The organism is Synechococcus sp. MIT S9504, from assembly GCF_047497135.1.
In the GTDB taxonomy this organism is placed as follows: Bacteria; Cyanobacteriota; Cyanobacteriia; order PCC-6307; family Cyanobiaceae; genus Synechococcus_C.
Window position 1 is genome coordinate 2468112 of sequence record NZ_CP138942.1, and the last position, 26298, is coordinate 2494409.

Sequence of the window (26298 nt, forward strand, 5' to 3'; positions counted from 1 at the left end):
AGGTCAGCCGGACAACCGATTGGCCACCTTGTCGCGCAAGCGATGCCAGCGCAGAGTCCAGCGCAGCCGCCGGGTCGACGGCGATCGCAACACATGCGCCGACGACAAACCGATGGCGCCGTGTGCAACCAGATCATCCAGCTGCGACAGAACCACTCTCCAGCGCTCGCACCACCTGGCCTCACTGGATTCCGCCAGAAGCTCCTCAACCGTCGAAGCAGGCGGGAGCCACTGTTTGGGGCTGGCAACGGCCGCGGAGATCCGCACCAGATCATTCTCCAGAGTGCCCTGACCGATCTGATGGGCGGTCACACCAGGCGTGAGTGTGTCGGCAAGAGCATGATTGAAACTGCCGAACACCACGCAACCGCAGGCCAGAGCCTCCAGGGGAGGCAACCCGAAGCCCTCACTCACACCATGGCCTCGCCAGTACTCCGCCGAGTCATAGAGATAGACCTTGGAGCGATTGAACAGATCAACCAAATCATCCACCCAGCCGCTCTGCACCTCCACCTTCAGGCCCTTGGCGATCAGCGCTGGAACCAACTGTTTCAGCACATATGGACTACTCTTGCGCCGCTGCACCAGCACATCAATCGGCCGATCGGTGACTGCATCCTGGTCGGAGGGCAATGGGCGGGCACCCCGTTCCAACCATTGAGGCTCCAGTGCGTTGGGCACCCAGAACAGCGGGTTGCGTGGGGCACGGTCGCCCCAGTAGCCAAGCGTGTTGCGACTGACCGCCACCACGGGCACCCCCGGAGGCAAATCGAAACCGTATCCACTGCTGTGCGCCTGGTAGACGACGGGTCGTCCTCGCAGACGAACCAGTGAACGAGGCACATCAAAGCCCCAGCTCACAACCCAGAGAGACTGGCCGGGAGACCCTTCCGCCTGCAGCAAGTCGTCCAGATAGGGATGGCGATCACTGCGTTCCCGGTAGGTGACCACCTCTGTAGGGCGGAGGGTTGCAAGCAGACGAGCCGTCTGCAGGGCCACACTCAATCCGCCACAACGAAAACGAGTTCCGGTGCCAGGCACCAGAACCCGAATGGAGTTGAACCCCCCAGGCGAAGGCTCAGTCGAAGACATCAAGCAGCGGCGGTTTCAGTACTGCCGCTGCGCTGACGACGTGTCAGGAAGCCAAACAGCACCTTGCCGATGGCTGCCACCAGGTTTCCTTCGAGCTCTTTGAACATGTGCATGTTCATGTGGAAAGCGTTATTCGCCTCTTCCACGATGCGGTCAGCAGTGTCCTGATCGATCGGCAGCTCATCCATGGTGGCGCGATAGGTCGTCTTGAACGCCTTCTCGTCAGCGATTTCGTCGAAAACGTAGAAACGCAGACCATCATCTCCATCCATGTTCATCGCTTTCTGAGCGATGTTCTTCAGGATCTGACCACCGGAGAGGTCACCCATGTAGCGGGTGTAGTGATGGCCAACAAGCAGCTCGGGAGATTCCTTCGCCACTTGATGAATCCGCTCGACGTAAGCCACAGCAGACGGTGAAGGCTGGATCTCATCCTTCCAGTTCTCACCGAAGTAGTAAGCAAGATCCTTCTCGAGGGACTCACGTCGGTTCAGCTGTTCCATACCGACCGGTCCGACCACGGGGTGGTCCTTGAGTTGATCCACCTCTTCCTCCATGGCGGAGTAAACGAAGTACAGATCAGCAACAAGCTTGCGATAGCTGGATTTATCGACAACGCCCTTGAGGAAGCAGCTAACGAAACCGGTGTTCTCGGCCATCGTGTGAGCCTTCTTGGTGCCTTCACGGAGCTGAGCAGCCAGAGCTACGGACATGGGTTGAACACTTGATCGATGAAAGCAACCATAAAATCGATCTTCGCTTGCGAGTCGGAAGGGTTGCGAAGGGTTACGCAGCTGTGCCCGTCGCTGCCGGATTAGCGAACAAATCAAACAATTCCCGACAGATTCCACGCAGCTGCTGAACCTGCTCGGGCTGCGGTAAGTGCGAACCCTCTGGCTGCCAATCGCCCATCGTCACCAGACGCCAGCGTTCACCCTCGTAGGTCATGCCGCGCATCAAGACCCCCAGCAGATCTGGGGTGGCCGGAGATTCACCCACATCAGACTTCTCCTGAAGCCGTAACTGCAGCAGCAGGCTTCGGCACTCAAGACGGGGGCTCCAACCGGGGAAATGAAAGGCCAGATCAAGGGTTTGATCTTCCTGCCAGCGGCGCGTCTGGGGATCGTCCCGCCAGGGATTGAGATTGACGCTCGCGGCCGGGAAGCGATCCCTCACCAGGGTCACAGCCGAGGCCAGAGCCTGAGCGAGCTGCACGCTGTCAATCGCTTCGCCTGCGTTCACCAGTTCATCGTCGATGTCCACAGGTTGAAGGCTGCTGACCCAAAGCGCCAGTGACCGTTACGGTTGCGACCATGATTCCGAGCTCTCTCAGCTCCCGACTCAGCCTTTACGGACTGGTGGGAGTGGTCGCCGCAGCCGTACACGCCCTGGTGCTGTTGGCACTGGGCCTGGTCATGCCCCTCTGGCTGGCGAATCCCCTGGCCTTTCTGGCCGCATCGCTGGCCGGCTATCTGGGGCATGCACGGTTCACCTTCCGCCCGGAAACCGGCGGGCAACGCTTTGCGCGACGCTGGCTGCTCGTTCAGTACGTGATCAACCTCACGGTGAGCGGCGTTTTGCCTCTCGCTCTGCCAAAGGCTCTGGGAGAGCTGGTGCGGGTTGCCATTCTGGTCTTCACCCCCACGGCACTGAATGCACTGATCTGGTCCAAGGCCGCGCGATTCAGCCAGCGTCGGCGGGATCACCTCATCACTCCCCTGCGTCATGCCGATGATCTCGGCCTGAGCCCGGCCACCAACCAGGCCATTCTCGAGCTGGCCGGTGAGGGACGACTGGATAGCAGCAGTCTGCTGGTGAATGGCCCGGTCGCTGCCGAGGGCTTTCACGCTTGGCAAACGCTGGCACACTCTCGTTCACAGCTGCAGATCTGTCTTCACCTCTGCCTGACCGAGGGGCCATCAAGCGCTGAGCCAGCTTTGGTCACTGACCTTGTGGATTCACACGGTCACCTGAAGCGATCATTCGGACAGTGGTTGTTGCTGTCGCTGCTGCCGCGCCGCCATCCCTCCCGCCTCCGGATCGAACAGCAACTTGGACTGGAAATCGACGCCCAGATTCAAAAATTCCGCAACTTCTGCGGCGACGCACCCATTCATCTGGATGGCCATCAGCACATTCACTTGGTGCCGATTGTGCTGAAGGCCGCGCTCTCCAGAGCTGCTGACAACGGCATCACCTGGATGCGCCTGACGGAGGAACCACTCCCCGCTGGATTGCCCTTGCGCTGCTGGGGAACAGCCATCCGTCAGTTAGGCCTACTGAAGTGGCTGGTCCTGCGATTGCTCAGCTACAGAGCTCGTCCAGCGCTGCGACGCTGCGGCCTGGCCAGCAACCAGAGCTTCGCGGGCGTGCTCTTCACTGGCCAGATGGCAGACGCTCCAATCCGAGCGGCCTGGAGAGAACTCAGCAGCGGGGAACCACAACAAGGAGCCACCCCGCCATTGCTCCTGGCCCACCCCGGCGCCCCTCTCGACATCGATCTCGTGAAAGCAGGCTTCTCCGTCTCCCAGGCATTCGCTGCCTCAACATGGCGACAACGCGAATGGCGTGCTCTTCATGACTTGTGAACCCGACGAATGAAGTAATGAGGGCGTGACTTGGCTTCCACATAAATGCGACCGACGTATTCCCCGAGAACACCGATACCGATCAACTGAATCCCACCGATGAACAGCACGGCCACCATCAAGGAGGCATAACCCTCGACATCGACGCCAAAAAGGGCTGTGCGCAGGATGATCACCAAGGCATAGAACAAACTGAGCGACGACACCAAAACGCCGATCCCTGTCCACATCTTGAGTGGCAGCACAGAGAACGAAAAGATGCCATCGAACGCATAACCAAACAGCTTGAGAGGACTCCATGAGGTCTGCCCTCCAACCCGGCTGACCCGCTGATAAGGCAGCTCCACACTCGTGTAGCCGGTCCAAGGAAGGAGCCCTTTGGAGAAACGACTGGACTCTCGCAACTGGGTCACCGCATCGAGAACAGCGGCATCCAGCAGGCGGTAATCACCAGCTCCCTCCTGAAGCTCAATCGAATCCACCACCTTGTTAAACACCCGATAAAACCAGTGAGCGCTGGCCACCTTCAGGCGCGATTCCTGGTCCTGGTCATCACGAACTGCCGTGACCACCTCAGCTCCCGCATGCCATTCGCTCACCATCGCTTCAATCAGCTCTGGAGGGTGCTGAAGATCGGAGTCAATGAGCACGGCTGCGCCGCAACGACCGTTGACATGATCCAGGCCCGCAAGCATCGCCGCCTCCTTGCCGAAGTTGCGCGTGAGTTCCAGCAACGTCACCGCTGAGCCGGCATGACCCTGCATCCAGGCCCGGATGCGCTCAACGGTTGCATCCGACGATCCATCGTCGATCAGCACCAGCTTGTCGACGCCGGGCACCGCCAGAATACGCTCGATAAAGCGCGTGATCACATCCTGTTCGTTGAAACAGGCCGCCACGACCCAGACACCCTCTGACTTCGGCATGGGATGGAGGTCGGATCAAAAAGACTTTAGGGATCACCCTTCGAGTCATAGGCTCGCGGCAACGTGATGTCGCCCTGCGGCAACCCAGCCATGGCTCAGTTCGAGAAGCTCACTGCCCCCACAGAGGGAACGCCGATTCGCTTCGAGAATGGACAGCCCGTGGTGGCCGACAACCCGATCATTCCCTTCATCCGTGGAGATGGAACAGGTGTCGACATCTGGCCGGCGACGCAGAAAGTGCTGGATGCAGCCGTGGCCAAGGCCTACGCAGGCGCCAGAAAAATCGAATGGTTCAAGGTCTACGCCGGTGATGAAGCCTGCGATCTTTACGGCACCTACCAATACCTGCCCGAGGACACCCTCGAAGCCATCCGCACCTATGGCGTTGCCATCAAAGGCCCCCTCACCACACCTGTTGGTGGAGGCATCCGCTCGCTGAATGTCGCTCTGCGTCAGATCTTTGATCTTTACTCCTGTGTTCGCCCATGCCGCTACTACGCAGGCACTCCGAGTCCCCACAAACGTCCACAGGACTTGGACGTGATCGTCTACCGGGAAAACACCGAAGACATCTACATGGGAGTGGAGTGGGAAGCTGACGATGCTGTGGGCCAGGAGCTGCGCAAACACCTCAACGAGGTGGTGATCCCCGCCAACGGCAAGTTGGGCCAACGCCAGATTCCGGAAGGCTCAGGCATCGGCATCAAACCGGTGAGCAAACACGGCAGCCAGCGTCACATCCGCAAGGCGATCCAGCACGCCCTGCGCCTTGAGGGCGACAAACGCCACGTAACCCTGGTGCACAAGGGAAACATCATGAAGTTCACGGAAGGCGCCTTCCGCGACTGGGGCTATGAACTGGCCACCACTGAATTTCGAGACGTCTGCATCACGGAACGGGAAAGCTGGATCCTCGGCAACCTGGGCAAGGATCCGGCGATGAGCGTGCAGGCCAATGCCCGCATGATCGAACCCGGCTACGACGGCCTCACTCCTGAAAAAAAGGCCGACATCGATGCAGAAGTGCAAGCCGTGATCGACTCCATCGGCAGCAGCCATGGCAAAGGTCAATGGCGCTCCATGGTGATGGTGGATGACCGGATCGCCGACAGCATCTTTCAGCAGATTCAGACCCGGCCTCAGGAATATTCCATCCTCGCCACACTGAATCTCAATGGCGACTACATCTCGGACGCAGCCGCAGCGATGGTGGGCGGACTCGGAATGGCCCCGGGAGCCAACATCGGTGAAACGGCTGCGATTTTTGAGGCAACCCACGGAACAGCGCCCAAGCATGCGGGGCTGGACCGAATCAATCCGGGCTCGGTGATTCTGAGTGGGGTCATGATGCTGGAATTTCTTGGATGGCAGGAAGCCGCTGATCTGATCACCAAGGGGCTGAGTGCAGCCATCGCCGATCAACAAGTCACCTACGACCTGGCCCGTCTGATGGAACCTCGAGTGGAACCTGTGAGCTGCAGCGGCTTCGCCGAAGCGGTCATTAAACATTTTTAGGCATGAGCATCACCACGAACGGTGCCAAGCTGCAATGAAGTCTCAGGGAACGGTTCTTTTTCTGCTGGGAATTGCCCTGATCGTCGCGACCATCCTCATCCATCACCTCTGGGGTTTGAGAGGAGCGGAACGCTTGGCAAGTAAAGACATTTTTTACGTCTGGGAAGAAGGCAAAAAAATTGCCGATGGAATCAACCCCTACGCGAGAATTATTGGAAAGTCACTGCGTGACAATAACAAATACCCAGCCTATTTACCCCTTAGCTACTACTTTGCTGCCATTCTGAATCACCTTGGCATCAAAAGCTTCATTGAATTCATCAGCATATGGAGGCCATTCAATGTTATCTGCCACCTGGGAATTGGCATTTTAACCTTCAGCATCTACAATCAACAACGCAAACCAATTTCCGGGATCATTGCCTGCAGCATCCTTCTGTTGGGACGCTGGAGCGCTTATATCATCAATGTTCAGCACCTGGAATTTGCGGCAATTCTTCCGATCTTGCTTGCTGGCCAACAGCTCAATCGCAGACCGAATTTATCGGCACTGATGTTCGGTTTATCGCTTTGCATTAAGCATGTCGGCATCATTCTTTTACCTAGCTTTCTCCTGGGGCTAACCGCTAGCACTTCATCAGCCAAGAGCTCTGCGAACAAAAAATGGATCCTGGTCTACAGCGCAGTGGCACTCGCCATACCACTGATCATTTCGTTGCCTTTACTGCTGGATCAGCCCTCAGGATTCCTGCTCAACGTTCTGTTTTCAACCACACGTGACTTCGGAGATCACGGCAAAGCCACAGGCACCAGAATGATTCTGACTGGAGTCGATGGGACAAGACTGATCATGATTGGCTTGATCATCATGAACTGGGTCGCGCAGGCCAAGGAAAAGATCAACTTCTGGTTTGCCAGCACGATTACATTATTGATCTTTCTGCAATTCAATGCTGTGATCTTCGCGCAGTACTACATTTGGCTGGCGGCATTCCTGCTGATTTCCTGCGCGTTCCTCACCCCAAGCACACCCAGAGAAGCGAAAGCAGACCATTCGATTGGGTAACGGAAAATCTGATCCACAATGAAAGAATCAAGAGGCGCTTAGCCAATCAAGACTTCAAGACCATCAGCCATCCCATACAAGGTGAATCGAACCAGTCAATAAATTCTCCTCAACGCATCAAACCATGGTGACCAGATGAGTCAAAGCGACTCCAAAACCACTGCTCCCGTCAATCAACACAGGCAGATACACCTGGGGATCGGGCTGTTGATCGCACTCATCATGGGGATGGCGATCAGCCTGTGGATCAACAGCGACCCAGGCATGCTTCCCGCAGCTGACTCAGCAGCAGGTGAATCTGTCCTCAAACAATATCTGAGAATTTCACATCAACTATGGCTGCTCGCACTGATCGCAACAGCAGGCTGCTTGCTACTCAATATCATCAGAGTCGACAGCAAGCAAGACGATGATTCGACGACAGAGGTACGGAACAAACCCTTCCATCAAAGCATCATCCTATTTACCAGAAATAACCCATTCGTCACCGTTCTGTTTATTGCCTACAGCATTGCGATGGTGGCGGGTACCACCTATCTGTATGCAGACCTGATCGGATGGTATCCAGATCTCATTAATGGTCACTATCTGGATAATTTTTCAATCAAAGAAAGCTTTGTCAAAGAGACAATGCGTCGAACAGATTTTCGTTTTTTCCCCTTAGCCCATCAGGACATCCACATTCTGAGCTGGTTCAGCATCAACATCAAAACATGGATGCTGTTCAATGCTGGTGAACTGATTGCCATCACACTTTTAAGCCTCAAATTTCTCAACAAACTATGCAGTCGCAAAAGAGCAAAAGAATCAACGTTAATACTGCTTGCCTCACTCTTGCTGTTCCACCCCTCCACCGGAACAACGTTCTTTCAAGTGATTTATTCGGAGCGCATTCTATGCATGACATTTATCCTGTATATCAACTCATATATCAATTACCAGCATAGCAAACAGAAGAAAGATTTTTATTTCGCTTTACTATGGGCAGTTCTTGGAATTTTCACGAAAGATACTGCAATTATTCTTTTCGCGACGCCCGCACTAGCAACACTCACGATTTCATCCATCCGACTCTGGCATCAACATCAGATCAGCAACCAAGCCCGATGGAAAGAATTCAGAGAAAACTGTGATTTAGAGATCTGGATCTGCTTACTGAGCATCGCATTTCTGACAAGCTATACCTTCTTGTCTCTCATACCCAGCCTTTATGCAGGAGAGGGAGCCTACAACAACGACACACTTGAGGGATTCGCTCCTGATTTGAGATTTTATATCCTGATGCTCATGATCACGATAAGAGCAGTCGCCATCATTTCAAAGCATCTTCAATTCAATCTCCTGGATGCCATCAATATCGCCGCCATTGGCTACACAATTGCTCTCACCAGCCTCTACGAATTCAACTCGGCAAGCTACCTCACGCTGCCAGTCACCCTGATTACCGCGATTAACATTGGCTGGGCCTGGATGACACTCTTTGACTCCAAAATCCATCGAGTTAACGAAAACAAACGGCTCATCAGTGGAAGTATTGCAGCTGCAGCAATGTTCATCTCAATCGAACATCTGGCATCAGAACAAACATTTACAAACACAATCATAGAAATGAAAAAAGAGCAAGACTCCATCCAAATGACTTACAATACCCTTTACGACTTAGCCAAGCAAGGGCGTAAAAACGGCAAGCCGGTCAACATTATTATCAGCAGAAAATCAAGACTCTCAGCGAGAAGACACCTTTACAGAATCCCTTATCGCACATTGATTGAATACGAACACAACACTGGTTCATTCGTGATCAAAGATGGCGGCAGTGAAAAAGACAGTTACACCCCACAAAAGGGCGATATCATTGCCAATCTCGACAAAAACATCAGCTTGATTTCTCCAATCCTTGAGCATGTCGAAACGACCATAATTTACCGACACAATTCGAGCGAGCAAACAGGCATGATCCTCAAAGTGAAAACAACAAATCCAAAACATTGAGCATTACAGGCAAAGCTCCAACAAATCAGAACGAAGGGCACGCTGCAGCCCCTACAGGGGTCTGTCCTGAGCAAAACTGATTCACCCCAAAAAAACCTGTACGTCTGATGAGACCTGAAGACCCCGGTCGAGCAGCAGTGCAGAACACACTGACGCTGATCCAATAGATTCTTCATAGGCTCAAGTTGCGGACAGAAGCCGCATCACGATGAGACAGGACCGATTGCAGGAACTGGAGAACGGCTTGGTGGCCCTGGTTGGGCAGCAGCAGGTCTTAACCAGCAGTGAGCAGACCAAGCCCTACACAACCGGCATACGCGTCGGTCAGGGCATGGCCTGTGCAGTGGTCATGCCGAAGACTCTGTTGCAGCTTTGGAAAACGCTTGGATTATGCGTCAAGCTCGACAAAATCATCATTCTCCAAGCAGCCAATACTGGGCTGACAGGAGGTTCCACACCTGATGGAAACAACTACGACAGGGATGTCGTCATCATTAATACTCTCAATTTAGATCAATTAATTTTACTCAATGGCGGCAATCAAGTGATTGCTTTCGCCGGATCAAGTTTATATCAGCTGGAGGAAAAGTTATCACCACTTGGACGAGGCCCTCACTCCGTGATCGGCTCATCGTGCATTGGTGCGTCCGTTGTTGGGGGCATTTGCAACAACTCTGGCGGTAATTTGGTCAATCGCGGTCCTGCATACACGGAGTATTCACTTTTTGCCCAACTCAATCAAACCGGGCAGCTTGAGCTGGTCAATCATCTCGGGATTGAACTTGGCTCATGTCCGGAAGAAATATTAACCACACTTCAGAAGTCTGATTTCAAGACTGATCATTTAGCGCCTTGTGAGCGATTAGCATCAGACCATGATTATCAGAAGCGGGTCAGGGATGTCACATCACCAATTCCTGCTCGATTCAATGCCGATCAACGACGCTTGCGTGAAGCCAGTGGATGCGCAGGCAAGCTGGCAGTTTTTGCTGTCAGACTTGACACGTTTCCAAAACCAAAAACAGAAAAAGTTTTCTATCTAGGCACCAACAAACCGGAACAGCTCACGGAACTGCGCAAGCAGATTCTCACAGGATTTCAACACCTGCCTGACATGGGCGAATATATGCATCGCAGTTATTTTGACGGTGCAGATATTTACTGTAAAGACGCTTATCTAGCCATCAAATATTTCGGCACGGGCTTCATCCCCAAACTTTTTGGCATCAAGCGGAATGTTGATCGAATCGTCTCGCAGTGGCCGACACCACTTTTTCAGGATCACTTTTCCGACCGAACTCTGCAGTGCATCTCTCAGATGGTTCCAGACCATCTACCAGCCAGGATGAGAGCTTTTCGCGATCAATATGAACACCACATGATCATTCTGGCGAGCGATCAATCAATCCAAGAAACACGGGCGTTATTAGAAAAAAACTGGGAAAGCGATGGCGATCATGCTTATTTTGAATGTAGCGAATCCGAAGGAAAAGCTGCATTACTCCATCGCTATGTTGCAGGAAATGCACCAGCGCGGTATCAGATTTTAAACCAAAATGACTCTGGAGAATTGCTCCCACTGGATATTGCACTGCCCCGCAACTGCGAAACGTGGCACAAAATTCTCCCCGAAGAAATTCTTGCTCAGATGGCCGAATCTTTTCAGATGGCACACTTCCTTTGCATGGTCTTCCACTGGGACTTTGTCGTTAAAAAAGGAGTGGATGCTGATCAATTGAAGCGGAAGATTCTCGATCTGCTCGATCAATCCGGCGCCAAGTACCCTGCCGAACACAACGTTGGCCATTTATACAAAGCTGAAACTGATCTATCAAACTTCTACAAAAAGATTGATCCAACCAACAGCTTCAACCCTGGAATCGGGAAGACGTCAAAACTGAAGAATTATCAATAACTAATAACGAAAAGGCTCACTCCGCTTCATCAAGCTCCATCAATGTCCACGCCTTAGCAAGAGTTTCTGCGTCGCCAAGATTTCCGGGGAAGGTGATCACGGGAAGGGCATTCACACCAGCAATGCCTTGCCCAGCGATCGGACGCACCATCGAAAGACCGGGCATCAACTGGCCCTCCAGCAGAACAGTCCCCAGGCCCAGTCCATCAGCCAGAACAGAGCCGGTCGTGATACCACCCTTACTGATCAAGTAGCCAATCCGAGGGACCACCGCAGCCACCAACCGGGCGGTGAGCTGAGCCAGGGCAAGACCGAAGTCCAAGCGGCGACGGTCAGCCGTTGGCCCCTCACCAAAACAAAGTTCGCCGCGGCTGGTGTACAGCACAGGAGTTTGATTCCGATCCAGCACTGCCAGCATCCACTCCACCCACTCGTTCTCCAGATCAGCCAGAAGCACATCCGGGATGCCACCCTCAAGCACCCTCGCAATACGCCGCACCGGCAATTCAAGGCCGGCGCAACGTGACTCGCTGAGCAACCTCTCCAGCTGCTGATCGGCCAAAGGCACGTGAGAACCCACCAACACAAGTCCAGGGCAAGGCTGGCCACCTGAATCACGGCGCCGAAGCTTCACTAAATCCTCGGCCTTGATGGGCTGAGGACCAAGTGGTCTCAAGCCGCCATCAACCAACCCGTTGATCAGGCTCGCAGCTGAGCGAAACAGGAAGCGACGCCTTCCCTGCAGCTGTTGCACAGCCGCACCAAGAGCATCCAGTTGCTCCTGTCTCTCGGCATCCACGATCACTGAACAATTGCCATCTAGCGCCTCAAGCCAGACCACAAGCTCTGTGAAGCCGCTTGATCCGTCAGCGAAAAGATCCGCACTGCGTTGCTCAGCAGCACGATCGAGCAGCTCTCCCTGCAAACGCAGCACTGAAGCAGCTGGAATGGCACCGTCACTCTTTTCCTCCAGCCAGTTGTCCAGACAACTGGTGCTGAAACCAAAGCTGCGGTCGCGAGCGAAAGCGGTCGTATGGACCGGTTGACCATTCAGCAGATGGACTCCATTCACCGTGGTACGTCCACCGGGAAGAAAAGCGGGCACATGCAGCGTGGCGTGCACCGCACCGAAGCGGTCACCCAGCTCTTCAGCCAGAACAGCGGGCTCAAGCACCCCATGACCGCGCAGGGTGGAGTCCCCCCTGCTGACCAGCAGCAACTGCTGATCACTGATCCCCTCCGCAGCCAGAGCTTGCTCAAGCGAAGCAACGATCTCACGATTGCGCTCCGCTGCGGCCTCCGGTGACAGAGCCCTGGTGTTGGCCAACACGAACAGCAGCGGAGAAGGATGACGCAGTCCCTGACGCAGAGTCTGCACATCCCAGCGCAGCAGCAACGGACAACTGTGCACCGTCTGAGATCCGGTGGGATCGTCGTCGATCACCACAATCTTGCGGGCAGCCTCAGCCGCTGCAGCTTGAGCCGCGCTCACAACAGCGTTCTGCCAGTGGCCATCGGACTTGGACTTGGCCAAAGCCTGTTCGTGTGCATGAACATGCGTCAGCTGACGCTGTAGCGGCAGGACAGCGTGGTGCTCTTGCCAGGGTGCAACTCCAGCCTGCGATCACCGCTGATCAGGGCCTGCCGAGGGCCTGTCCAGGGCTCAAGGCAGACCATGGCTCGTGGAGGGTCGGTCCACACCACAGTGAGATCCATCGGTTCCTGATGCTGAAGCTGCACCCTGGTGCCTGCCTGCTCATCGACCAGCGTCACCGGTCCTGCCGCGTGCGTGAGGAAATCGACCCCCTCAGCCAGCTGATTCAACTGGTTTGCCGTCTGCGCTTCGGCCATCTCCAGATGATTGAAGCAACGGCCAGGCAGACCTTCCACAGCCGTGCGAGCGGGATCAGTCACATTGAAGTAGGGATGGAGGCCGAAGCTGAACGGCATCGGCTCACTCTCAGACTCGGAGGTATTGCTGATGGTGATGGTGATCTCGAGCGCAGCACTGAGCGGTCGAATCGCCATTTCGATCCTGAATCCGAAGGGGTAGGCCTTCCGGGTTTCGGCACCATCGCTCAACGTGAGCATCACGCCACTCTGATCACCGAGCAATGCGATCTGCCAGGGAAGGTCACGGGCAAATCCATGTTGCTTGAGGGTGAAGTCACCGCTGGCGAGCGGCAGGCAATCATTGGGCAGATTGCCGCAGATCGGAAACAACACTGGAATGCCTCCGCGGATGCTCTTGGCTGGGTCAGCGAAGCGCTCTTGGTCGAAATAGAGCATCTCGCGGCCATTGCATAACCACTCGGTGACCAGGCCACCGCGCTCGGGCACCACTCGCAGGCGATCACCACTGCCGGGATGCACAAACTCCCAGTGGGGATAGGGAGCGGACTGTTGGCGAAAGGTCATGGCCACAGGACCGGGACACCCAAGATTGGCCAGAAACTACCGAGAAGGCTGCAGATCCTGCTTGTTTTCACCGGCAAGAGTGGTCAACCACTCCAGCAATGCCGCGTTCACCTGATCGGGGACTTCATCATGTGGACAGTGACCGGCTTCAAGAACCACCTCCGTGGTGGCTTCAGGAGCATGACGCTGGAAACTGGCACGACGACCGGCGGCATTGATCCAGGGGTCACGGATCCCCCAGAGCAACAGCAAGGGTGATTTCAGACATGCGAACAATTCATCCAGCGGCTGGCCGCGGGGAATATCAAAGACGGTGCGAAACACTCCGAAAGCGCCGGCATCGAGAGAGGGGCGGCGAATTGCCTCGACCAACCAGTCATCGACGTTGGTCCTATCGATGTACACCTGATTGAGGGTGCGTCGAATCGTGGCGGGGCGCCTGAGGTTTTCAAACAGCAAGCGCTGCAACACAGCATTTTTCAGCAGTGCCGAGCTGATCGAGCGACGTGCGCTCGGCCACCAGCCTTTGGGCTTCGCGGACTGTTCGTCGCTGAAAGGGCCGGCTGCATTGAGCAACACAACGCCGGCCGCCTCATCCCCCAACTCAGCACCTGCAGCAAGCGCGGCGAAACCTCCCAGAGAATTACCCGCGATCACCGTGGGCCGGCCGATGCGTTCGCGCACGTAGGCCACCAGCTGATCCCGCCAGAGAGCACCGCCATAGGACAAACCAGCTGGCTTGGCACTACGGCCGAAACCGAGCAGATCGATGGCATGGACCTCATGGGTGCTAGCCAGCACAGGAATGTTGTGGCGCCAGTGATCGGTGGAAGCGCCAAAACCATGCACGAGCAGTACAGCGGGACGCTTGAGATCAACCGCATCCGAGTCCGATTCAGGTCCGACACAGAGACCATGCACGTCATGACCTTGGAACTGCCACCAGGGCTGCTGTGTCTCGCTCACCACACCTTCCGCTTGTGGCGGCGATGCTAAGCATCCTTTTTAGCCAGCGCCCTGCCGGGCCGATTTCGCCGCGATGCTCGATCAGACCACAGGCCTGCTTCTGCAGAGCAGCACATTCAGCGGTGGCCTGTTCTGGGCTATTGCCCTCTATCTGCCGCTGAGCGCACCACTCAGCCGCTTTGAAGCGAGCCTTGAAAGTGGACCCCTGAGCGCACCATGGCGACAGGCGGCTTTGGTGATCAGCAGTCTGCTGCTGGCACTCGCCGTTGGTGTGCTGGTTCAGCTGCTGCTGGGATGGGCTCTCGGGCCTGGCTGGGCTTCAAGCCTGGCGCTGATCACCATCGGCTGGAGTCTGTTTCTGACGTTGGGGCGTAAGGACTGAACTTCGCGCCAAAACGGCCCATCAGCTCAGAGCAGACCCACCGGATCAGCGGCGACCTCATCATCAACCTTGTCGTCGTCGTCTGGTTTGTCGCCACCGATCACCAGACGCAGAAGAATCGGAGCCAGGAAAGTGGTGCCGATCACCATCAACAGGATTGCCGCCTCCAGGGAAGGAGACAGCAACTTGGCGCTGGTGCCAAGACCCAAGAAGATCAGGCCGACTTCACCGCGGGGCATCATGCCCAGGCCCACCACCAGGCGACGGGTGGGTTGCTTGCTGACAAAAGCCCAGCCCGAGGCGATCTTGCCGATGATCGACACCACTAGCAGAAAGCTGGCAACGATCAGAGCCGTTTTGCTGGAGGGATCGGAGGGATTGATTACAGAGAGATCCATCCCGGCGCCCACCAGCACAAAAAACACCGTGGCGAACAGGGTCACAATCGGCAGAACCGCCTCCTGAATGGCGCGGTTGTGCTTAGAGCTGCTCAGGATCAAACCGGCAGCGAATGCGCCCAGGGCAGCTTCCAAGCCGATCGCTGTTGCTGTGAAGCAACTGACGGCCAGGATCACAAAGGATCCCACCAGCACTTCCCCGGGGGCCTTCAGCTTGTCGATCAACCAGTCGAAGGCTGGCGCAGCGCTACGGCTGAGGCCAATGGCCGCCACCACGAACACGGCGGCAGCAGCCACCAGCTTCACGATCGGACCGATCTCCAGAGAGCCGCCGGAAGCCAGGCCCACCACAACGGCCAGAATCACAATCCCGAGAATGTCATCGAGAATGGCAGCGCCGATCACGATCTGACCTTCGCGTGTCTTGAGGAATCCCAGCTCACCGAAAACACTGGCAGTGATGCCGATGCTGGTGGCGGTCATCGAGGCTCCGGCAAAGATCGCCGGAATCGCATCGACTTGGAAAATCGCCATCAGTCCCCAGGTGCCCAGAGCGAAGGGCAGCACCACCCCAACAACGGCCACGGTGAAGGCCTGACCACCGACAGCAATCAGTTCCTCCAACTCACTCTCCAGGCCAGTGAGAAACAACAGCGCATAAAGACCAAGCTCAGCCACCGACTCGAGCGAGGGAAAACTTTCGCTGTAGATCTCAGGAACCGCTTCCGGAGGCACATTCACCAGACCACTCACCAGGCTCACGAGGCCCTGACTAAGCTCCACCTGGGTTTCCGGAGGGACCAGAAGGTGCAGTCCTGAGGCACCGATCAGAACGCCGGCCAGCAGCTCACCGAGGATCGTGGGCAACTGCAGGCGCACCAGCACCTCCGCAAGAATGCGGGCTGCCACAAAGATCAGCACGAAACGGGCCACCCCGATCAGGGTGTCTGCCATCTCCAGATCGTGAGGCGAGATCTCGGCCAACAGCGTCGTGAGTAGTGGCGGCATCGCAGCAGCGAGCATCAGCAATGTTGATTCCTCTCGGTGGGACCTTATCCCTAAACGGGTTTTCGCAATGCTCAGGCTGACCGCTCACGGACACCATCAGGCAGCGAGCTGCTCCTGAGAGTGCAGCTCCAAGTGCCCGATGTCATTCAGACGTTGATGACGTTGGCTACTTTCCGCGTATCCGTCCGCCACTGGTCGCTGATGACCGCGACACCGATCGAAACTCCCTCCGTTACGCGACCCATTGAGGCGCCAGCTGATGATGAGCTGAATCAACTCGATGCCTACTGGCGCACCGCAAATTATCTGGCGGTGGGGATGATCTATTTGCAGGACAACCCGCTCCTGCGCAAACCGCTGCGTCCGGAGCACATCAAGAACCGCCTGCTCGGGCACTGGGGGTCAAGCCCTGGACAAGCCTTCATCTGGACCCACGCCAACAGGCTGATCAACAAATACGACCTGGACATGATCTACATGTCCGGTCCGGGACACGGCGCTCCCGGCGCCAGAGGGCCGGTATACATCGACGGGAGTTACGGCGAGCGCTACCCCGACAAGTCTTTCGATGAGGAGGGTCTGCGCCGCTTCTTCAAGATGTTTTCCTTCCCGGGACACATCGGCAGCCATTGCACCGCCGAGATGCCTGGCTCCATTCACGAGGGAGGAGAGCTCGGCTACGTGCTGTCGCATGCTGCAGGCTCGGTGTTCGACAATCCAGACTTGATCACCCTCGCCTGTGTGGGTGATGGCGAAGCTGAGACCGGACCACTGGCCACCAGCTGGCACATCAACAAATTCCTCAACCCGATCAAGGATGGTGCTGTACTGCCGGTTCTGCACCTGAACGGCTACAAGATCGCCAATCCCACCATCCTCAGTCGCATCGATCAGGAGGAACTGGAGAACCTGCTGCGTGGCTACGGCTGGACACCGATCTTTGTGGAAGGCTCCGAGCCGATGGCCATGCACCGGCAGATGGCTGTGGCCATGGAGCAGGCGGTGGTGATGATTCAGGCCATTCGCGATCAGGCCCGATCAAGCGGTGAGGCCTTCCGTCCCCGTTGGCCGATGATCGTGCTGCGCTCACCCAAAGGCTGGACAGGGCCTGAGTCGATCGACGGTAAGAAGATCGAGAACTTCTGGCGCTCCCATCAGGTGCCGGTGGCTGACGTGAAAACCAACGAGAGCCATCTTCACCTTCTCGAGACATGGATGAAGAGCTACCGGCCCTGGGAGCTGTTCGATGAAAGCGGAGCGGTACGTCAGGAGATCCGCAGCCTGTCTCCCCGAGGGGAGAGGCGAATGGGGTCCAACCCACACACCAATGGCGGCGAACGGCGCAGGGAACTGCTGTTCCCGGATCTGCGCGACTACGAGGTGCCGGTTGAAGTGCCGGGAACCGGCGAGATGGAGAACACCTTCCCGCTTGGCGAACTGATCCGCGATCTGATCAACAACAACCCAGGTCGATACAGGCTATTTGGCCCTGATGAGACCGCGTCAAACCGGCTTCAGGCGGTGTATGACACCACCAAGAAAGCCTGGATGGCCAATTTCCTGCCCGAAGACCTGAACGGCAGTGAGCTCTCCCAGGACGGTGCCGTGGTGGAGATGCTGTCCGAGCACACGCTGGTTGGCATGATGGATGGCTACTTACTGACGGGCAGAAACGGCTTCTTCCACACCTATGAGGCCTTCGCCCATGTAGTGGCCTCGATGTACAACCAGCACTGCAAATGGCTGGAGCACTGTGAGGAGATCGCCTGGAGAGCACCCATCGGCGCCTGGAACTGCCTGATCTCCTCAACGGTGTGGCGCCAGGACCACAACGGCTTCACGCACCAGGACCCGGGCTTCATCGATCTTGCGGGCAACAAGAAAGGAACGATCACCCGCGTGTACCTGCCTGCCGATGCCAACAGTCTGCTGGCAGTGTCTGAACAGGCGCTGACTGAAACAAGCGTGGCCAATCTGATCGTTTCAGACAAACAGAAACACCTGCAGTACCTGACGCTGGATCAGGCCCGCCGTCATGTGGCCAAGGGAGCCGGAATCTGGGAATGGGCCTGCAATGACAACTGCGGCACCGAACCCGATGAACCGGATGTGGTTCTGGCCTCGGCCGGTGACATCCCCACCAAGGAATGTCTGGCGGCCATCGAGATTCTGCGCAGGGAGATTCCCTTCCTGAAAATCCGTTATGTGAACGTCGTAAAACTGTTCGCACTGGCGGATCCGACAAATCATCCGCACGGACTGAGCGATAAGGACTTCGAGAGCCTGTTCACACCGGACAGGCCAGTGATCTTCAACTTCCACGGCTATCCCTGGCTGATCCACCGTCTCACCTACAACCGCCCTAACCACGTGAATTTCCATGTGCGCGGCTACAAGGAGCAGGGGAACATCAACACGCCGCTGGAACTGGCGATCTGCAATCAGATCGATCGCTTCAACCTCGTGATCGACGTGATCGACAGGGTGCAATGTCTGGGTTCACGCGCTGCCCATGTGAAGGAGCAGATGCGCGATGAAATTTTCAGGCACGTTGGCTATGCCCATGAGCACGGCATTGACGCACCGGAAATCAACGAATGGCGCTGGAGCCTCGGCCACAGCGCCTGCTCGATTGACCGGAAATCCTGAAGTTCCTGCATGACCGGTGCGATCCCGGCCAACCTCAATTCATTTCCCCAGACGCGATGAGCACCTCCGAGCCCCTCGACCTGCGATTACCGACACCGGGATGCTCCGTTGATCCTGAACGGGCCGGTCTCGATGCCGATGCCGTGTTCGACGGCATGACAGAGCACCTGTTCTTCACGCTCGGCAAACTCGCACCTTCAGCCAGCCCCCATGACCTCTACATGGCACTGAGCTACGCGGTGCGTGACCGCCTGATGACCCGGTTTCTCGCCAGCAAGGAGGCGATCCGTGCCCGGCCTCAGAAAACCGTGGCCTACCTCTCCGCTGAGTTCCTGATCGGCCCGCAGCTGGCGAACAATCTGCTCAACCTGGGCATTCAGAAGGAAGCTGAGGAAGCCCTGAAGCGCTTCGGGGTCGAGTCGTTGCAGCCGATTCTCGAGGTCGAGGAGGAACCAGGTCTCGGCAACGGCGGACTGGGTCGTCTGGCAGCCTGCTACATGGAATCGCTGGCCAGCCTGGAAATTCCCGCCACGGGCTATGGCATCCGCTACGAGTTCGGCATCTTCGATCAGCTGATCCGTGACGGCTGGCAGGTGGAGGTCACCGACAAGTGGTTGAAGGGAGGCTGGCCCTGGGAACTGCCCCAGCCCGATGAAGCCTGCTTCGTGGGCTTCGGCGGGCGCACGGAAAGCTACATCGACGACAAGGGCAACTACCGCTCCCGCTGGATCCCCTCCGAGCATGCGATCGGCGTACCTCATGACGTCCCGGTGCTCGGATACCGGGTCAACACCTGCGATCGCCTGCGCCTGTGGCGAGCCGATGCCACCGAAAGCTTCGACTTCTATGCCTTCAACATCGGCGATTACTACGGCGCCGTGGAGGAGAAGGTGGGAAGCGAAACCCTTTCCAAGGTGCTCTACCCCAACGACGGCACTGATGAAGGGCGTCGCCTGCGTCTGAAACAGCAGCACTTCTTCGTGTCCTGCTCACTGCAGGACATGCTGCGCAGCCTCGACAGCCGCGGACTGCCCGTGGAGGACTTCCCCCTGCACTGGACCGTTCAGCTGAACGACACGCACCCCGCCATCGCCGTCGCGGAACTGATGCGGCTGCTGATCGACGATCGTCACCTCGAATGGGACAGGGCCTGGGACATCACCACTCGTTCGGTGGCTTACACCAACCACACCCTGCTGCCCGAGGCACTGGAGAAGTGGGACCTTGACCTGTTCAGCAGCCTGCTGCCACGCCACCTCGAGCTGATCTACGAGATCAACCGCCGCTTTCTGCAGCAGGTGCGCCTGCGCTACCCGGGCAACGACGCCATCCAGCGCAGACTCTCGATCATTGATGAAGACGGCGGCAAGGCCGTGCGCATGGCCCATCTGGCCACCATCGGCGCGCACCATGTCAACGGCGTGGCTGCGCTGCACTCCGACCTGGTCAAGAACCAGCTGATGCCTGAATTTGCCGCGCTCTGGCCCGACAAATTCACCAACGTGACCAACGGTGTCACGCCCCGTCGCTGGGTGGCTCTCTCCAACCCCGAGCTCGCAGCGCTGCTGGACGAGCACGTGGGGCCGGACTGGATCACCGACATGGATCAGCTGCGCTGCCTGGAGGAACGTCAGCACGACCGCGGATTCCTCGAACAGTGGGGCAACACCAAGCTTTCGGTGAAGCGGAAACTTTCCGGCTACATCCACCGCAATACCGGCGTGCTGGTGGATCCCTCCAGCCTCTTCGATGTGCAGGTCAAGCGCATCCACGAATACAAGCGACAGCACCTGAATGCGTTGCAGATCATCACTCAGTACTTGCACATCAAGAACGGCCAGGCTGATGGCCTGGCACCGCGCACGGTGATCTTCGGCGGCAAGGCAGCACCGGGCTACTACATGGCCAAGCTGATCATCCGTTTCATCAATGGCATCGCCGACACCATTAACGCAGATCCCGACATGGATGGTCGCCTGCGGGTGGTGTTCCTGCCGGACTACAACGTGAAGCTGGGTGAGCAGGTGTATCCAGCCTCAGATCTCTCAGAACAGATCTCCACCGCTGGCATGGAGGCCTCCGGCACCGGCAACATGAAATTCGCCATGAACGGGGCCCTCACCATCGGCACCCTCGACGGGGCCAATGTGGAGATCCGCGATCGTGTGGGTGCAGAAAACTTCTTCCTGTTCGGCAAGACGGTGGAGGAAATCGCGGAGCTCAAAACAAGTGGCTACCGCCCCCGTGAAGTGATCGGAGCGATTCCCGAGCTGGCGGAAGCCATCCGGCTGATTGAGATGGGTCATTTCAGCAATGGTGACGGCGAACTATTCAGGCCACTGCTGGACAATCTCACCGGCAACGATCCTTTCTTCGTGATGGCCGATTTCGCGGCCTATCTGCGGGCCCAGGATGCGGTCAGCCGCGCCTGGACGGATCGCATGCACTGGAACAGGATGAGTGTTCTGAACGTGGCTCGCACCGGTTTCTTCTCCTCCGACCGCTCCATCCGCGATTACTGCAGAGACATCTGGAACGTGGAAGCGATGCCTGTGGAGATCACCTGCGACATCCACTGAGGCCTGCTGGATGAAGGATCTGGCCCTAGTGATCAATCTGGGCAGCTCCAGCCTCAAGGCCGCCTTGGTGGATTCCACCGGGGCCTTTTTCTGGCGTGGCGGTCACAGGCTCACAGCTGCTGAAAATCGGTCAGAGGTTCTGCGGAGCTGGTTGGAACCGAAACTGGAACCACTGCGGGAGCGCATCGAGCTGATTGCCCATCGCGTGGTTCACGGCGGTGAGCACTTCACTGCACCCACGTTGATCACGACGGATCTTGAAGTCACGCTGGAGAGCCTGGTGCCGTTGGCACCACTGCACAATCCACCCGCGTTGCAAGGGCTGAAATGGGCACGGCACTGGGCAGCCGACAGGCCGCAGTGGGCCTGTTTTGACACCGCCTTCCACAGCACACTGCCTGCTGCGGCAAGCACCTACGCCTTGCCAGAGGAACTGAGGCAGCGCGGCTTGCGCCGTTTCGGCTTCCACGGCATCAACCATCAACACGTGGCTGAAGTGGTCGCCGCTCAATCGCAGGTAGAAGGCCAACACCCAGAGCAGCTGCGCCTGATCAGCGCTCACCTGGGAGCTGGAGCCTCTCTGGCGGCTATTCAAGGCGGCCGCTGCATTGACACCACGATGGGATTTACCCCACTGGAGGGGCTGGTGATGGCAACCCGCAGCGGCAGTATCGATCCAGGCCTGATGCTGGAGCTGCTGCGGCAGGGGTGGGATCAAGCACAGCTCAGCGACCTACTTCAGAACCATGCCGGGCTCAAGGGGTTATCGGGTTTCAGCGACGACATGCAGGAGATACGCCATCAGGCCGTCCAGGGACATGAAGGCGCTCAACTGGCTCTTGATGTGTTTCGGCACCGACTGCTTCAGCTGATCGGAGCGATGACGACCAGCCTGAAAGGCGTGGATGTGCTGGCTCTTACCGGTGGAATCGGTGAGCACGACAAAGCTCTGCTCTCAGAACTTCATAATGATTTGGGATGGTTGCCGCAACTGAAGATCGTTGTGGTTCCAGCGGACGAAGAAGGAATGATTGCCAGGCTGTGCAGACGCCAATCGGCATAAGCGAATGGTCAACCTCGATCAGGCAAATCCGGGGTCTGATGCAACAGACGGTTCAGACGCAAACGATCTGCATTGAGGGGATCTGGCGCAAGCTCACCGGCAAGCTCACGGAATTTCTGCTCGATTTCCTCGGGCACACGAACATCAAAAATGCGTTCCATCAACGCCTCGATCGAGAAGAGGTGGGCATTGATGTTTTCCATATCGGCCATCGCCTGCTGGAGAGCGTCCGTAGGCTCGTCAGCACTACCCACTGGAGTTGCATGCACCTGTGCGTCGCCGGTACGAGAACCATGCTGCTTCTGTAGATCCTCGAGCACACGACCAGAGAGTGTTCGAAATGCCTGAAGAGCGGCCCAACTGAGCTCCTGCTGCTGACGAAGCGTGGGATTCTCGCGAATTAACCTGTCGTGCTCTCGGTAAAAGCGTTGACAGTCAGGACATTGGCAGGGCTCTTCTGGCACGTGGAACCCGAAGCTCGTTGACCATCATGACATCCAATCAGGCTGCAAGCGGCGGTTCAGACGAAAATCCACCGTCGCTGTCGCCACCTCCGTCAAAACGGTTGTCACCATCTCCCTCTGTAAGACCTGGCAGAGGGATTTCAATCGAGGTGACCAACTGGATCACATCCCTCAAACGCATGGAATCGGCAAACCAGCCCATGGCCTGCTCCGTATCACCACGACGCTCAGCGTCACTGGCCTGATCATCATGGGCTTCTGCAAGAAGAGCCAGCCAACAGAGGCATCGTGCCTGAACCACTGACAGATCGAGTTCAGTGGGCTGGGAGTCGGCAATGCGCTCGCTTTCCTGCTGCACCAGAAGCTGAAGCCGTAGATCGTGAAGCTGGGTCATGGAGCCGGATTCACTACACCAACGCTAGCGAGGGCGTCGAGCATGGCTACCCCACTAAATGCAGTGTTAACTACCGCCAAGAGTTTGCACTAGCCCAGATATAGCGTCTGACCAACAATCAAAATCGACCAACGCACCACCAACATCCAATGACCTTGGGAACAGACCTGGGATCATCACTAAAGCAGGGAAGACAATACTGAATCACGGGGCTGGCGGGACTCGAACCCACGACCTACGGTTTTGGAAGCCGTGCAAGACCCCTGTCAGGGACCGAAGAATCCAGCTATGTCTTGAACCTTATTCAACCTCTCCGGAGCTTGCCGGCGTGATTTACGGCAAAAGTGGGCACGCGTGCCCAATCTCAAGAGCCTTAGCATCAGCTAGGTTCGGCAGTGTTGACGGCGGCCATCTCGGCGTCTGAGATCACCATCATGGGAATCAACTGATCCGCTGTGATCTGCAGGTGATGCCCCAGCATCCGATAGGAATGGGCCACAGCTTCTGGATCGCCGGTGGCCATGCAGCCCATCCAGTCTTCCTCCAGCTGATCCAGTTCCCACAGCACCCTGAGACAGAACTGTTCAACGCAGAGCATGGGGCTGCCGGGTGGTGACTCCTAAGCAGTTTGCTCAGTCCCAATTCACAGCACCATGCGCCACACGGTCGGCATCGGTTGACGGAATATGAGTTCGGTCTCGATTCTTTGAGTTGTATTCCCCAGAACATCCCTGCTGGTTGGATCTGCTTAGAAATCAAGAAGCCTGAGGAACACCTGCCCTTTGGAGTGGACAGAGTTCTCATGGGTAGGAGGGGGCAGAAATGCCCCTTTCTTTATGGGAACTCTCAGCTTTCAATCTGGCGGCTGTAGAGCTTCGAACTGATCGCCATCAGCATCAGGGAAAAACCACTGATGGAAAGAATTACGAGGCTGTCTATGGTCATTCGCCGCGAATGGAGCGCTAATACTCTCGCAGAGGTTTAATCCGAACTGTCCACCTCAACCTGGACAGTCAGCCAATTACTGAGCGGGGCGAGCTGCTTTGAGGAGGCTGAGCGTGAAGCAAGCAGCTCCGAAACTAAGGATCAGAACTAGGAGATCAGAGGTGCCGAACATGAGCTTTCTGCCAATGAACAAATGTTAAGCGGTTCATTGCGGAATGTAAGGCGAATATCCGTAAGGCTTTTGTTGAATGTGCTCTCCGGGTCTAGCTGGACAGTGAGTGATTCGCTCGTGTGGGGGATGCGCCTTCACCACCCTTTCGGCGACTGTGCCAACAGGAGCAATCAGTCAATGGAAGGTTTCGGGCGTGTTGTTATCGGTTCTGCTGTTGGCGGTCTTCTGGGTGCGGCGGCGTTTTTCACAACTGAAGCGGTTTTGCCGAAACAAGCCGAAGCGGCACCTGCTCACACCGCTGCCAAAATCCTCAAGCATGAGCGGGAGCTCAGTGATAGCCAGACCATCTTGGAGGCGAACCGCCACCTGATCGCCAATGGCTGGCGTCCTGCGCCGCAAAAAACGCCAACGCCTGAGGAGCGGCGCTTGGCCTCTGTATCGCTCGAAAGCCTTTCGACCTGTTCCGCCACAGGTGCTGGCTTCTGCCGCTTTGATTACCGCCGAGATCTGCAGCGGCTGTCGGTGGTGACGGTGCCCAGTGAGCCGGGCCGTCCGTCCGTTGGTCGCGTTATCCGTTGGTGGTGATCAGCGATGCCGAGATGAACACCACCTGGGCTGACAGCGTTTCCAACCGCCTGACTTCTCCATTGTTTCCCAGGCTTCGATGGCGTTATGGCGCAGCATCCTTCTGACCACAGGCTGACCTCCGCCGCGTAATGGCCTGTTTTCAACAACGACCCACTGCGCATGCTGAATCTGCATGTCGTTTTTGAACCGGCAGACCTTTTGTTCCTGGGTGCTCAGCAGCCAACCCTCACCTTGTTTTGGCGGGTGTCTTTCAACAAGTGGTCGGTCCCTGTTTGGCATGACGCCGCGTTGGCGGACCCATGGCAGCCACTGCTGGTCAGCTGTCGGTGATCAGCACCTTTCGCTTTGCGGTGGTCCCTGCAAAATCAGCCGACACGCAAACGCTTCGTGACTGATTCCGCCCAGCAGCCACTGCTCACACTTGGCGACAAGCAATACGCAATCGACTCCCTCAGCGACCAAGCAAAGGAAATGGTGCATGGCTTGCAGATTGCTGAAACTCAGCTGCGAATGGCCCAGGACAAACTGAACGTAATTATGTTTGCCAGGCAGACAATGCTGGATCAGTTGCAGGAAGCACTGAAGGATGTGCAGTCTGTTTCCGGCTGATTCGCTGCAGGGTTACGGATCAGTTGGCACCAACCTGTGCCACTGCAGGCATCACCTATCCAGGTCAGTTCGCTCCAGCATTCCTGAGTCTTCGATGGCCTGTCGTTCGATCAAGTACAGGGCACCCATAACGCTGCCAATGCTGAAACCAACAATCAGCAGAAACCCTCATCTACAGCGCCGCCACACTCAAAGCCTGGCTGGATCCAGGAGGCCAGTTGAAAATGCTTAATCTTGCGTCATCATTCATTACGCTCCGATGATCAAATGATCCTGTTCAGTTCACAAAGCTCTTGCTAGGCAATAATCAGCGTCATCAAAGGCCTCATGAAAAGTTTTACCAGCATTGCAATTTTGATGGCGGCAGGGGCCTTTTCAGGAATAGAGGTCTCTGCACCACCTCGCAGTATCTCTGAGTATTCCAGAGAGCTAACCGCCAAAGGTTATAAAGTGATCGACAAAGACAAAGAAGACAATCATCATGAATTCGAAGCTATCAAAGCCAACAAGAATTGGGATATATAAATAGCTCAAAAATACAATATTCTTCTTGAGCGAGTCAACGACGA

Annotated in this window: 24 protein-coding genes; 12 read left to right on the top strand and 12 right to left on the bottom strand. The window is 56.5% G+C overall.

The features are described from left to right. Positions 1-3: 3 nt before the first annotated feature. From SIB58_RS13615 to SIB58_RS13625, 3 genes are all read right to left on the bottom strand, one after another. Positions 4-1092, bottom strand: coding sequence for a glycosyltransferase (locus SIB58_RS13615; protein WP_066904925.1), 1089 nt, complete (start codon positions 1090-1092; stop codon positions 4-6). Continuing rightward, positions 1092-1805, bottom strand: coding sequence for a heme oxygenase (biliverdin-producing) (locus SIB58_RS13620; RefSeq protein WP_066904927.1), 714 nt, complete (start codon positions 1803-1805; stop codon positions 1092-1094). The genes SIB58_RS13615 and SIB58_RS13620 overlap by 1 nt, the downstream gene beginning before the upstream one ends. A 73-nt stretch (positions 1806-1878) precedes the next feature. Further along, positions 1879-2334, bottom strand: a complete 456-nt coding sequence (locus SIB58_RS13625; protein ID WP_066905091.1) for a hypothetical protein — start codon at positions 2332-2334, stop codon at positions 1879-1881. 71 nt (positions 2335-2405) lie between these two features. On the opposite strand from SIB58_RS13625, the gene SIB58_RS13630 reads away from it, so the two are divergent. Beyond that, the gene (locus tag SIB58_RS13630) at positions 2406-3680 is read left to right on the top strand and encodes a ChbG/HpnK family deacetylase (RefSeq protein WP_066904929.1); all 1275 of its coding nucleotides are present in this window, start codon (positions 2406-2408) and stop codon (positions 3678-3680) included. Here the strand turns inward: SIB58_RS13630 and SIB58_RS13635 are convergent. After that, complete coding sequence (locus tag SIB58_RS13635; RefSeq protein WP_066904931.1) at positions 3668-4606, bottom strand: glycosyltransferase family 2 protein; 939 nt, start codon at positions 4604-4606, stop codon at positions 3668-3670. The two genes, SIB58_RS13630 and SIB58_RS13635, sit on opposite strands and share 13 nt — an antisense overlap. Positions 4607-4696: 90 nt before the next feature. On the opposite strand from SIB58_RS13635, the gene SIB58_RS13640 reads away from it, so the two are divergent. The 4 genes from SIB58_RS13640 to dld all read left to right on the top strand — a co-directional run bounded on the left by SIB58_RS13640 (position 4697) and on the right by dld (position 11094). Next, on the top strand, positions 4697-6121 hold the full coding sequence (locus tag SIB58_RS13640; protein ID WP_066905093.1) for an NADP-dependent isocitrate dehydrogenase: 1425 nt from the start codon (positions 4697-4699) through the stop codon (positions 6119-6121). Positions 6122-6155: 34 nt separating this feature from the next. Continuing rightward, positions 6156-7187, top strand: coding sequence for a hypothetical protein (locus SIB58_RS13645; RefSeq protein WP_066904933.1), 1032 nt, complete (start codon positions 6156-6158; stop codon positions 7185-7187). 135 nt (positions 7188-7322) lie between these two features. Further along, positions 7323-9179 (top strand): hypothetical protein, encoded by a 1857-nt coding sequence (locus tag SIB58_RS13650; RefSeq protein ID WP_082823401.1) that lies wholly within the window; start codon positions 7323-7325, stop codon positions 9177-9179. Between the two features lie 208 nt (positions 9180-9387). Continuing rightward, on the top strand, positions 9388-11094 hold the full coding sequence (gene dld, locus SIB58_RS13655; RefSeq protein WP_066904935.1) for a D-lactate dehydrogenase: 1707 nt from the start codon (positions 9388-9390) through the stop codon (positions 11092-11094). A 16-nt stretch (positions 11095-11110) separates the two neighbouring features. On the opposite strand, the gene SIB58_RS13660 is transcribed toward dld, so the two are convergent. From SIB58_RS13660 to SIB58_RS13670, 3 genes are all read right to left on the bottom strand, one after another. After that, entirely contained in the window at positions 11111-12586 is a 1476-nt protein-coding gene (locus tag SIB58_RS13660) for a four-carbon acid sugar kinase family protein (protein WP_066905097.1), read from the bottom strand. Between the two features lie 68 nt (positions 12587-12654). Further along, positions 12655-13512: a galactose mutarotase gene (locus SIB58_RS13665; protein WP_066904937.1), complete on the bottom strand. Its 858-nt coding sequence runs from the start codon at positions 13510-13512 to the stop codon at positions 12655-12657. A gap of 36 nt (positions 13513-13548) precedes the next feature. Beyond that, positions 13549-14481: an alpha/beta fold hydrolase gene (locus SIB58_RS13670; protein ID WP_066904939.1), complete on the bottom strand. Its 933-nt coding sequence runs from the start codon at positions 14479-14481 to the stop codon at positions 13549-13551. A gap of 70 nt (positions 14482-14551) precedes the next feature. Between SIB58_RS13670 and SIB58_RS13675 the strand changes: the two genes are divergently transcribed. Beyond that, the gene (locus SIB58_RS13675) at positions 14552-14860 is read left to right on the top strand and encodes a hypothetical protein (RefSeq protein WP_067326843.1); all 309 of its coding nucleotides are present in this window, start codon (positions 14552-14554) and stop codon (positions 14858-14860) included. A 26-nt stretch (positions 14861-14886) separates the two neighbouring features. Here SIB58_RS13675 and SIB58_RS13680 read toward each other — a convergent pair whose 3' ends face one another. Further along, on the bottom strand, positions 14887-16281 hold the full coding sequence (locus SIB58_RS13680) for a cation:proton antiporter (RefSeq protein ID WP_082823405.1): 1395 nt from the start codon (positions 16279-16281) through the stop codon (positions 14887-14889). Between the two features lie 186 nt (positions 16282-16467). Between SIB58_RS13680 and SIB58_RS13685 the strand changes: the two genes are divergently transcribed. Genes SIB58_RS13685 through SIB58_RS13695 form a run of 3 tightly spaced genes read left to right on the top strand, consistent with a single transcriptional unit; the run spans position 16468 to position 22557 of the window. After that, complete coding sequence (locus tag SIB58_RS13685) at positions 16468-18915, top strand: phosphoketolase (protein ID WP_066905101.1); 2448 nt, start codon at positions 16468-16470, stop codon at positions 18913-18915. A 56-nt stretch (positions 18916-18971) separates the two neighbouring features. Then, positions 18972-21494, top strand: a complete 2523-nt coding sequence (locus tag SIB58_RS13690) for a glycogen/starch/alpha-glucan phosphorylase (protein WP_066904943.1) — start codon at positions 18972-18974, stop codon at positions 21492-21494. A 10-nt stretch (positions 21495-21504) separates the two neighbouring features. Beyond that, the gene (locus tag SIB58_RS13695; RefSeq protein ID WP_066904945.1) at positions 21505-22557 is read left to right on the top strand and encodes an acetate/propionate family kinase; all 1053 of its coding nucleotides are present in this window, start codon (positions 21505-21507) and stop codon (positions 22555-22557) included. A gap of 8 nt (positions 22558-22565) precedes the next feature. Here SIB58_RS13695 and SIB58_RS13700 read toward each other — a convergent pair whose 3' ends face one another. From SIB58_RS13700 to SIB58_RS13710, 3 genes are all read right to left on the bottom strand, one after another. After that, complete coding sequence (locus SIB58_RS13700) at positions 22566-23021, bottom strand: hypothetical protein (RefSeq protein ID WP_066904947.1); 456 nt, start codon at positions 23019-23021, stop codon at positions 22566-22568. A 37-nt stretch (positions 23022-23058) separates the two neighbouring features. Then, the gene (locus SIB58_RS13705; protein WP_066904949.1) at positions 23059-23415 is read right to left on the bottom strand and encodes a hypothetical protein; all 357 of its coding nucleotides are present in this window, start codon (positions 23413-23415) and stop codon (positions 23059-23061) included. 379 nt (positions 23416-23794) lie between these two features. Further along, positions 23795-24013, bottom strand: coding sequence for a hypothetical protein (locus tag SIB58_RS13710; protein ID WP_067326846.1), 219 nt, complete (start codon positions 24011-24013; stop codon positions 23795-23797). Between the two features lie 597 nt (positions 24014-24610). Here SIB58_RS13710 and SIB58_RS13715 point away from each other — a divergent pair. Next, positions 24611-25117, top strand: coding sequence for a hypothetical protein (locus SIB58_RS13715; RefSeq protein WP_414494665.1), 507 nt, complete (start codon positions 24611-24613; stop codon positions 25115-25117). On the opposite strand, the gene SIB58_RS13720 is transcribed toward SIB58_RS13715, so the two are convergent. After that, a complete protein-coding gene (locus SIB58_RS13720; protein WP_074159256.1) occupies positions 25118-25399 on the bottom strand; it encodes a DUF1651 domain-containing protein in 282 nt (93 codons plus the stop codon). It abuts the gene before it with no gap. A gap of 108 nt (positions 25400-25507) precedes the next feature. Here SIB58_RS13720 and SIB58_RS13725 point away from each other — a divergent pair, with 108 nt between their 5' ends. Then, positions 25508-25729 (top strand): DUF6447 family protein, encoded by a 222-nt coding sequence (locus SIB58_RS13725; RefSeq protein ID WP_066905105.1) that lies wholly within the window; start codon positions 25508-25510, stop codon positions 25727-25729. A gap of 327 nt (positions 25730-26056) precedes the next feature. Continuing rightward, on the top strand, positions 26057-26254 hold the full coding sequence (locus tag SIB58_RS13730; protein WP_066904953.1) for a hypothetical protein: 198 nt from the start codon (positions 26057-26059) through the stop codon (positions 26252-26254). Positions 26255-26298: the final 44 nt, after the last annotated feature.

Bases quoted from the DNA above. Each gene is read 5' to 3' on its own strand.
- SIB58_RS13615 (WP_066904925.1), bottom strand. From the start codon at position 1,092: ATGTCTTCGACTGAGCCTTCGCCTGGGGGGTTCAACTCCATTCGGGTT.
- SIB58_RS13620 (WP_066904927.1), bottom strand. From the start codon at position 1,805: ATGTCCGTAGCTCTGGCTGCTCAGCTCCGTGAAGGCACCAAGAAGGCT.
- SIB58_RS13630 (WP_066904929.1), top strand. From the start codon at position 2,406: ATGATTCCGAGCTCTCTCAGCTCCCGACTCAGCCTTTACGGACTGGTG.
- SIB58_RS13635 (WP_066904931.1), bottom strand. From the start codon at position 4,606: ATGCCGAAGTCAGAGGGTGTCTGGGTCGTGGCGGCCTGTTTCAACGAA.
- SIB58_RS13640 (WP_066905093.1), top strand. From the start codon at position 4,697: ATGGCTCAGTTCGAGAAGCTCACTGCCCCCACAGAGGGAACGCCGATT.
- SIB58_RS13645 (WP_066904933.1), top strand. From the start codon at position 6,156: ATGAAGTCTCAGGGAACGGTTCTTTTTCTGCTGGGAATTGCCCTGATC.
- SIB58_RS13650 (WP_082823401.1), top strand. From the start codon at position 7,323: ATGAGTCAAAGCGACTCCAAAACCACTGCTCCCGTCAATCAACACAGG.
- dld (WP_066904935.1), top strand. From the start codon at position 9,388: ATGAGACAGGACCGATTGCAGGAACTGGAGAACGGCTTGGTGGCCCTG.
- SIB58_RS13665 (WP_066904937.1), bottom strand. From the start codon at position 13,512: ATGACCTTTCGCCAACAGTCCGCTCCCTATCCCCACTGGGAGTTTGTG.
- SIB58_RS13675 (WP_067326843.1), top strand. From the start codon at position 14,552: ATGCTCGATCAGACCACAGGCCTGCTTCTGCAGAGCAGCACATTCAGC.
- SIB58_RS13680 (WP_082823405.1), bottom strand. From the start codon at position 16,281: ATGCTCGCTGCTGCGATGCCGCCACTACTCACGACGCTGTTGGCCGAG.
- SIB58_RS13685 (WP_066905101.1), top strand. From the start codon at position 16,468: ATGACCGCGACACCGATCGAAACTCCCTCCGTTACGCGACCCATTGAG.
- SIB58_RS13690 (WP_066904943.1), top strand. From the start codon at position 18,972: ATGAGCACCTCCGAGCCCCTCGACCTGCGATTACCGACACCGGGATGC.
- SIB58_RS13695 (WP_066904945.1), top strand. From the start codon at position 21,505: ATGAAGGATCTGGCCCTAGTGATCAATCTGGGCAGCTCCAGCCTCAAG.
- SIB58_RS13705 (WP_066904949.1), bottom strand. From the start codon at position 23,415: ATGACCCAGCTTCACGATCTACGGCTTCAGCTTCTGGTGCAGCAGGAA.
- SIB58_RS13710 (WP_067326846.1), bottom strand. From the start codon at position 24,013: ATGCTCTGCGTTGAACAGTTCTGTCTCAGGGTGCTGTGGGAACTGGAT.
- SIB58_RS13720 (WP_074159256.1), bottom strand. From the start codon at position 25,399: ATGCCAAACAGGGACCGACCACTTGTTGAAAGACACCCGCCAAAACAA.
- SIB58_RS13730 (WP_066904953.1), top strand. From the start codon at position 26,057: ATGAAAAGTTTTACCAGCATTGCAATTTTGATGGCGGCAGGGGCCTTT.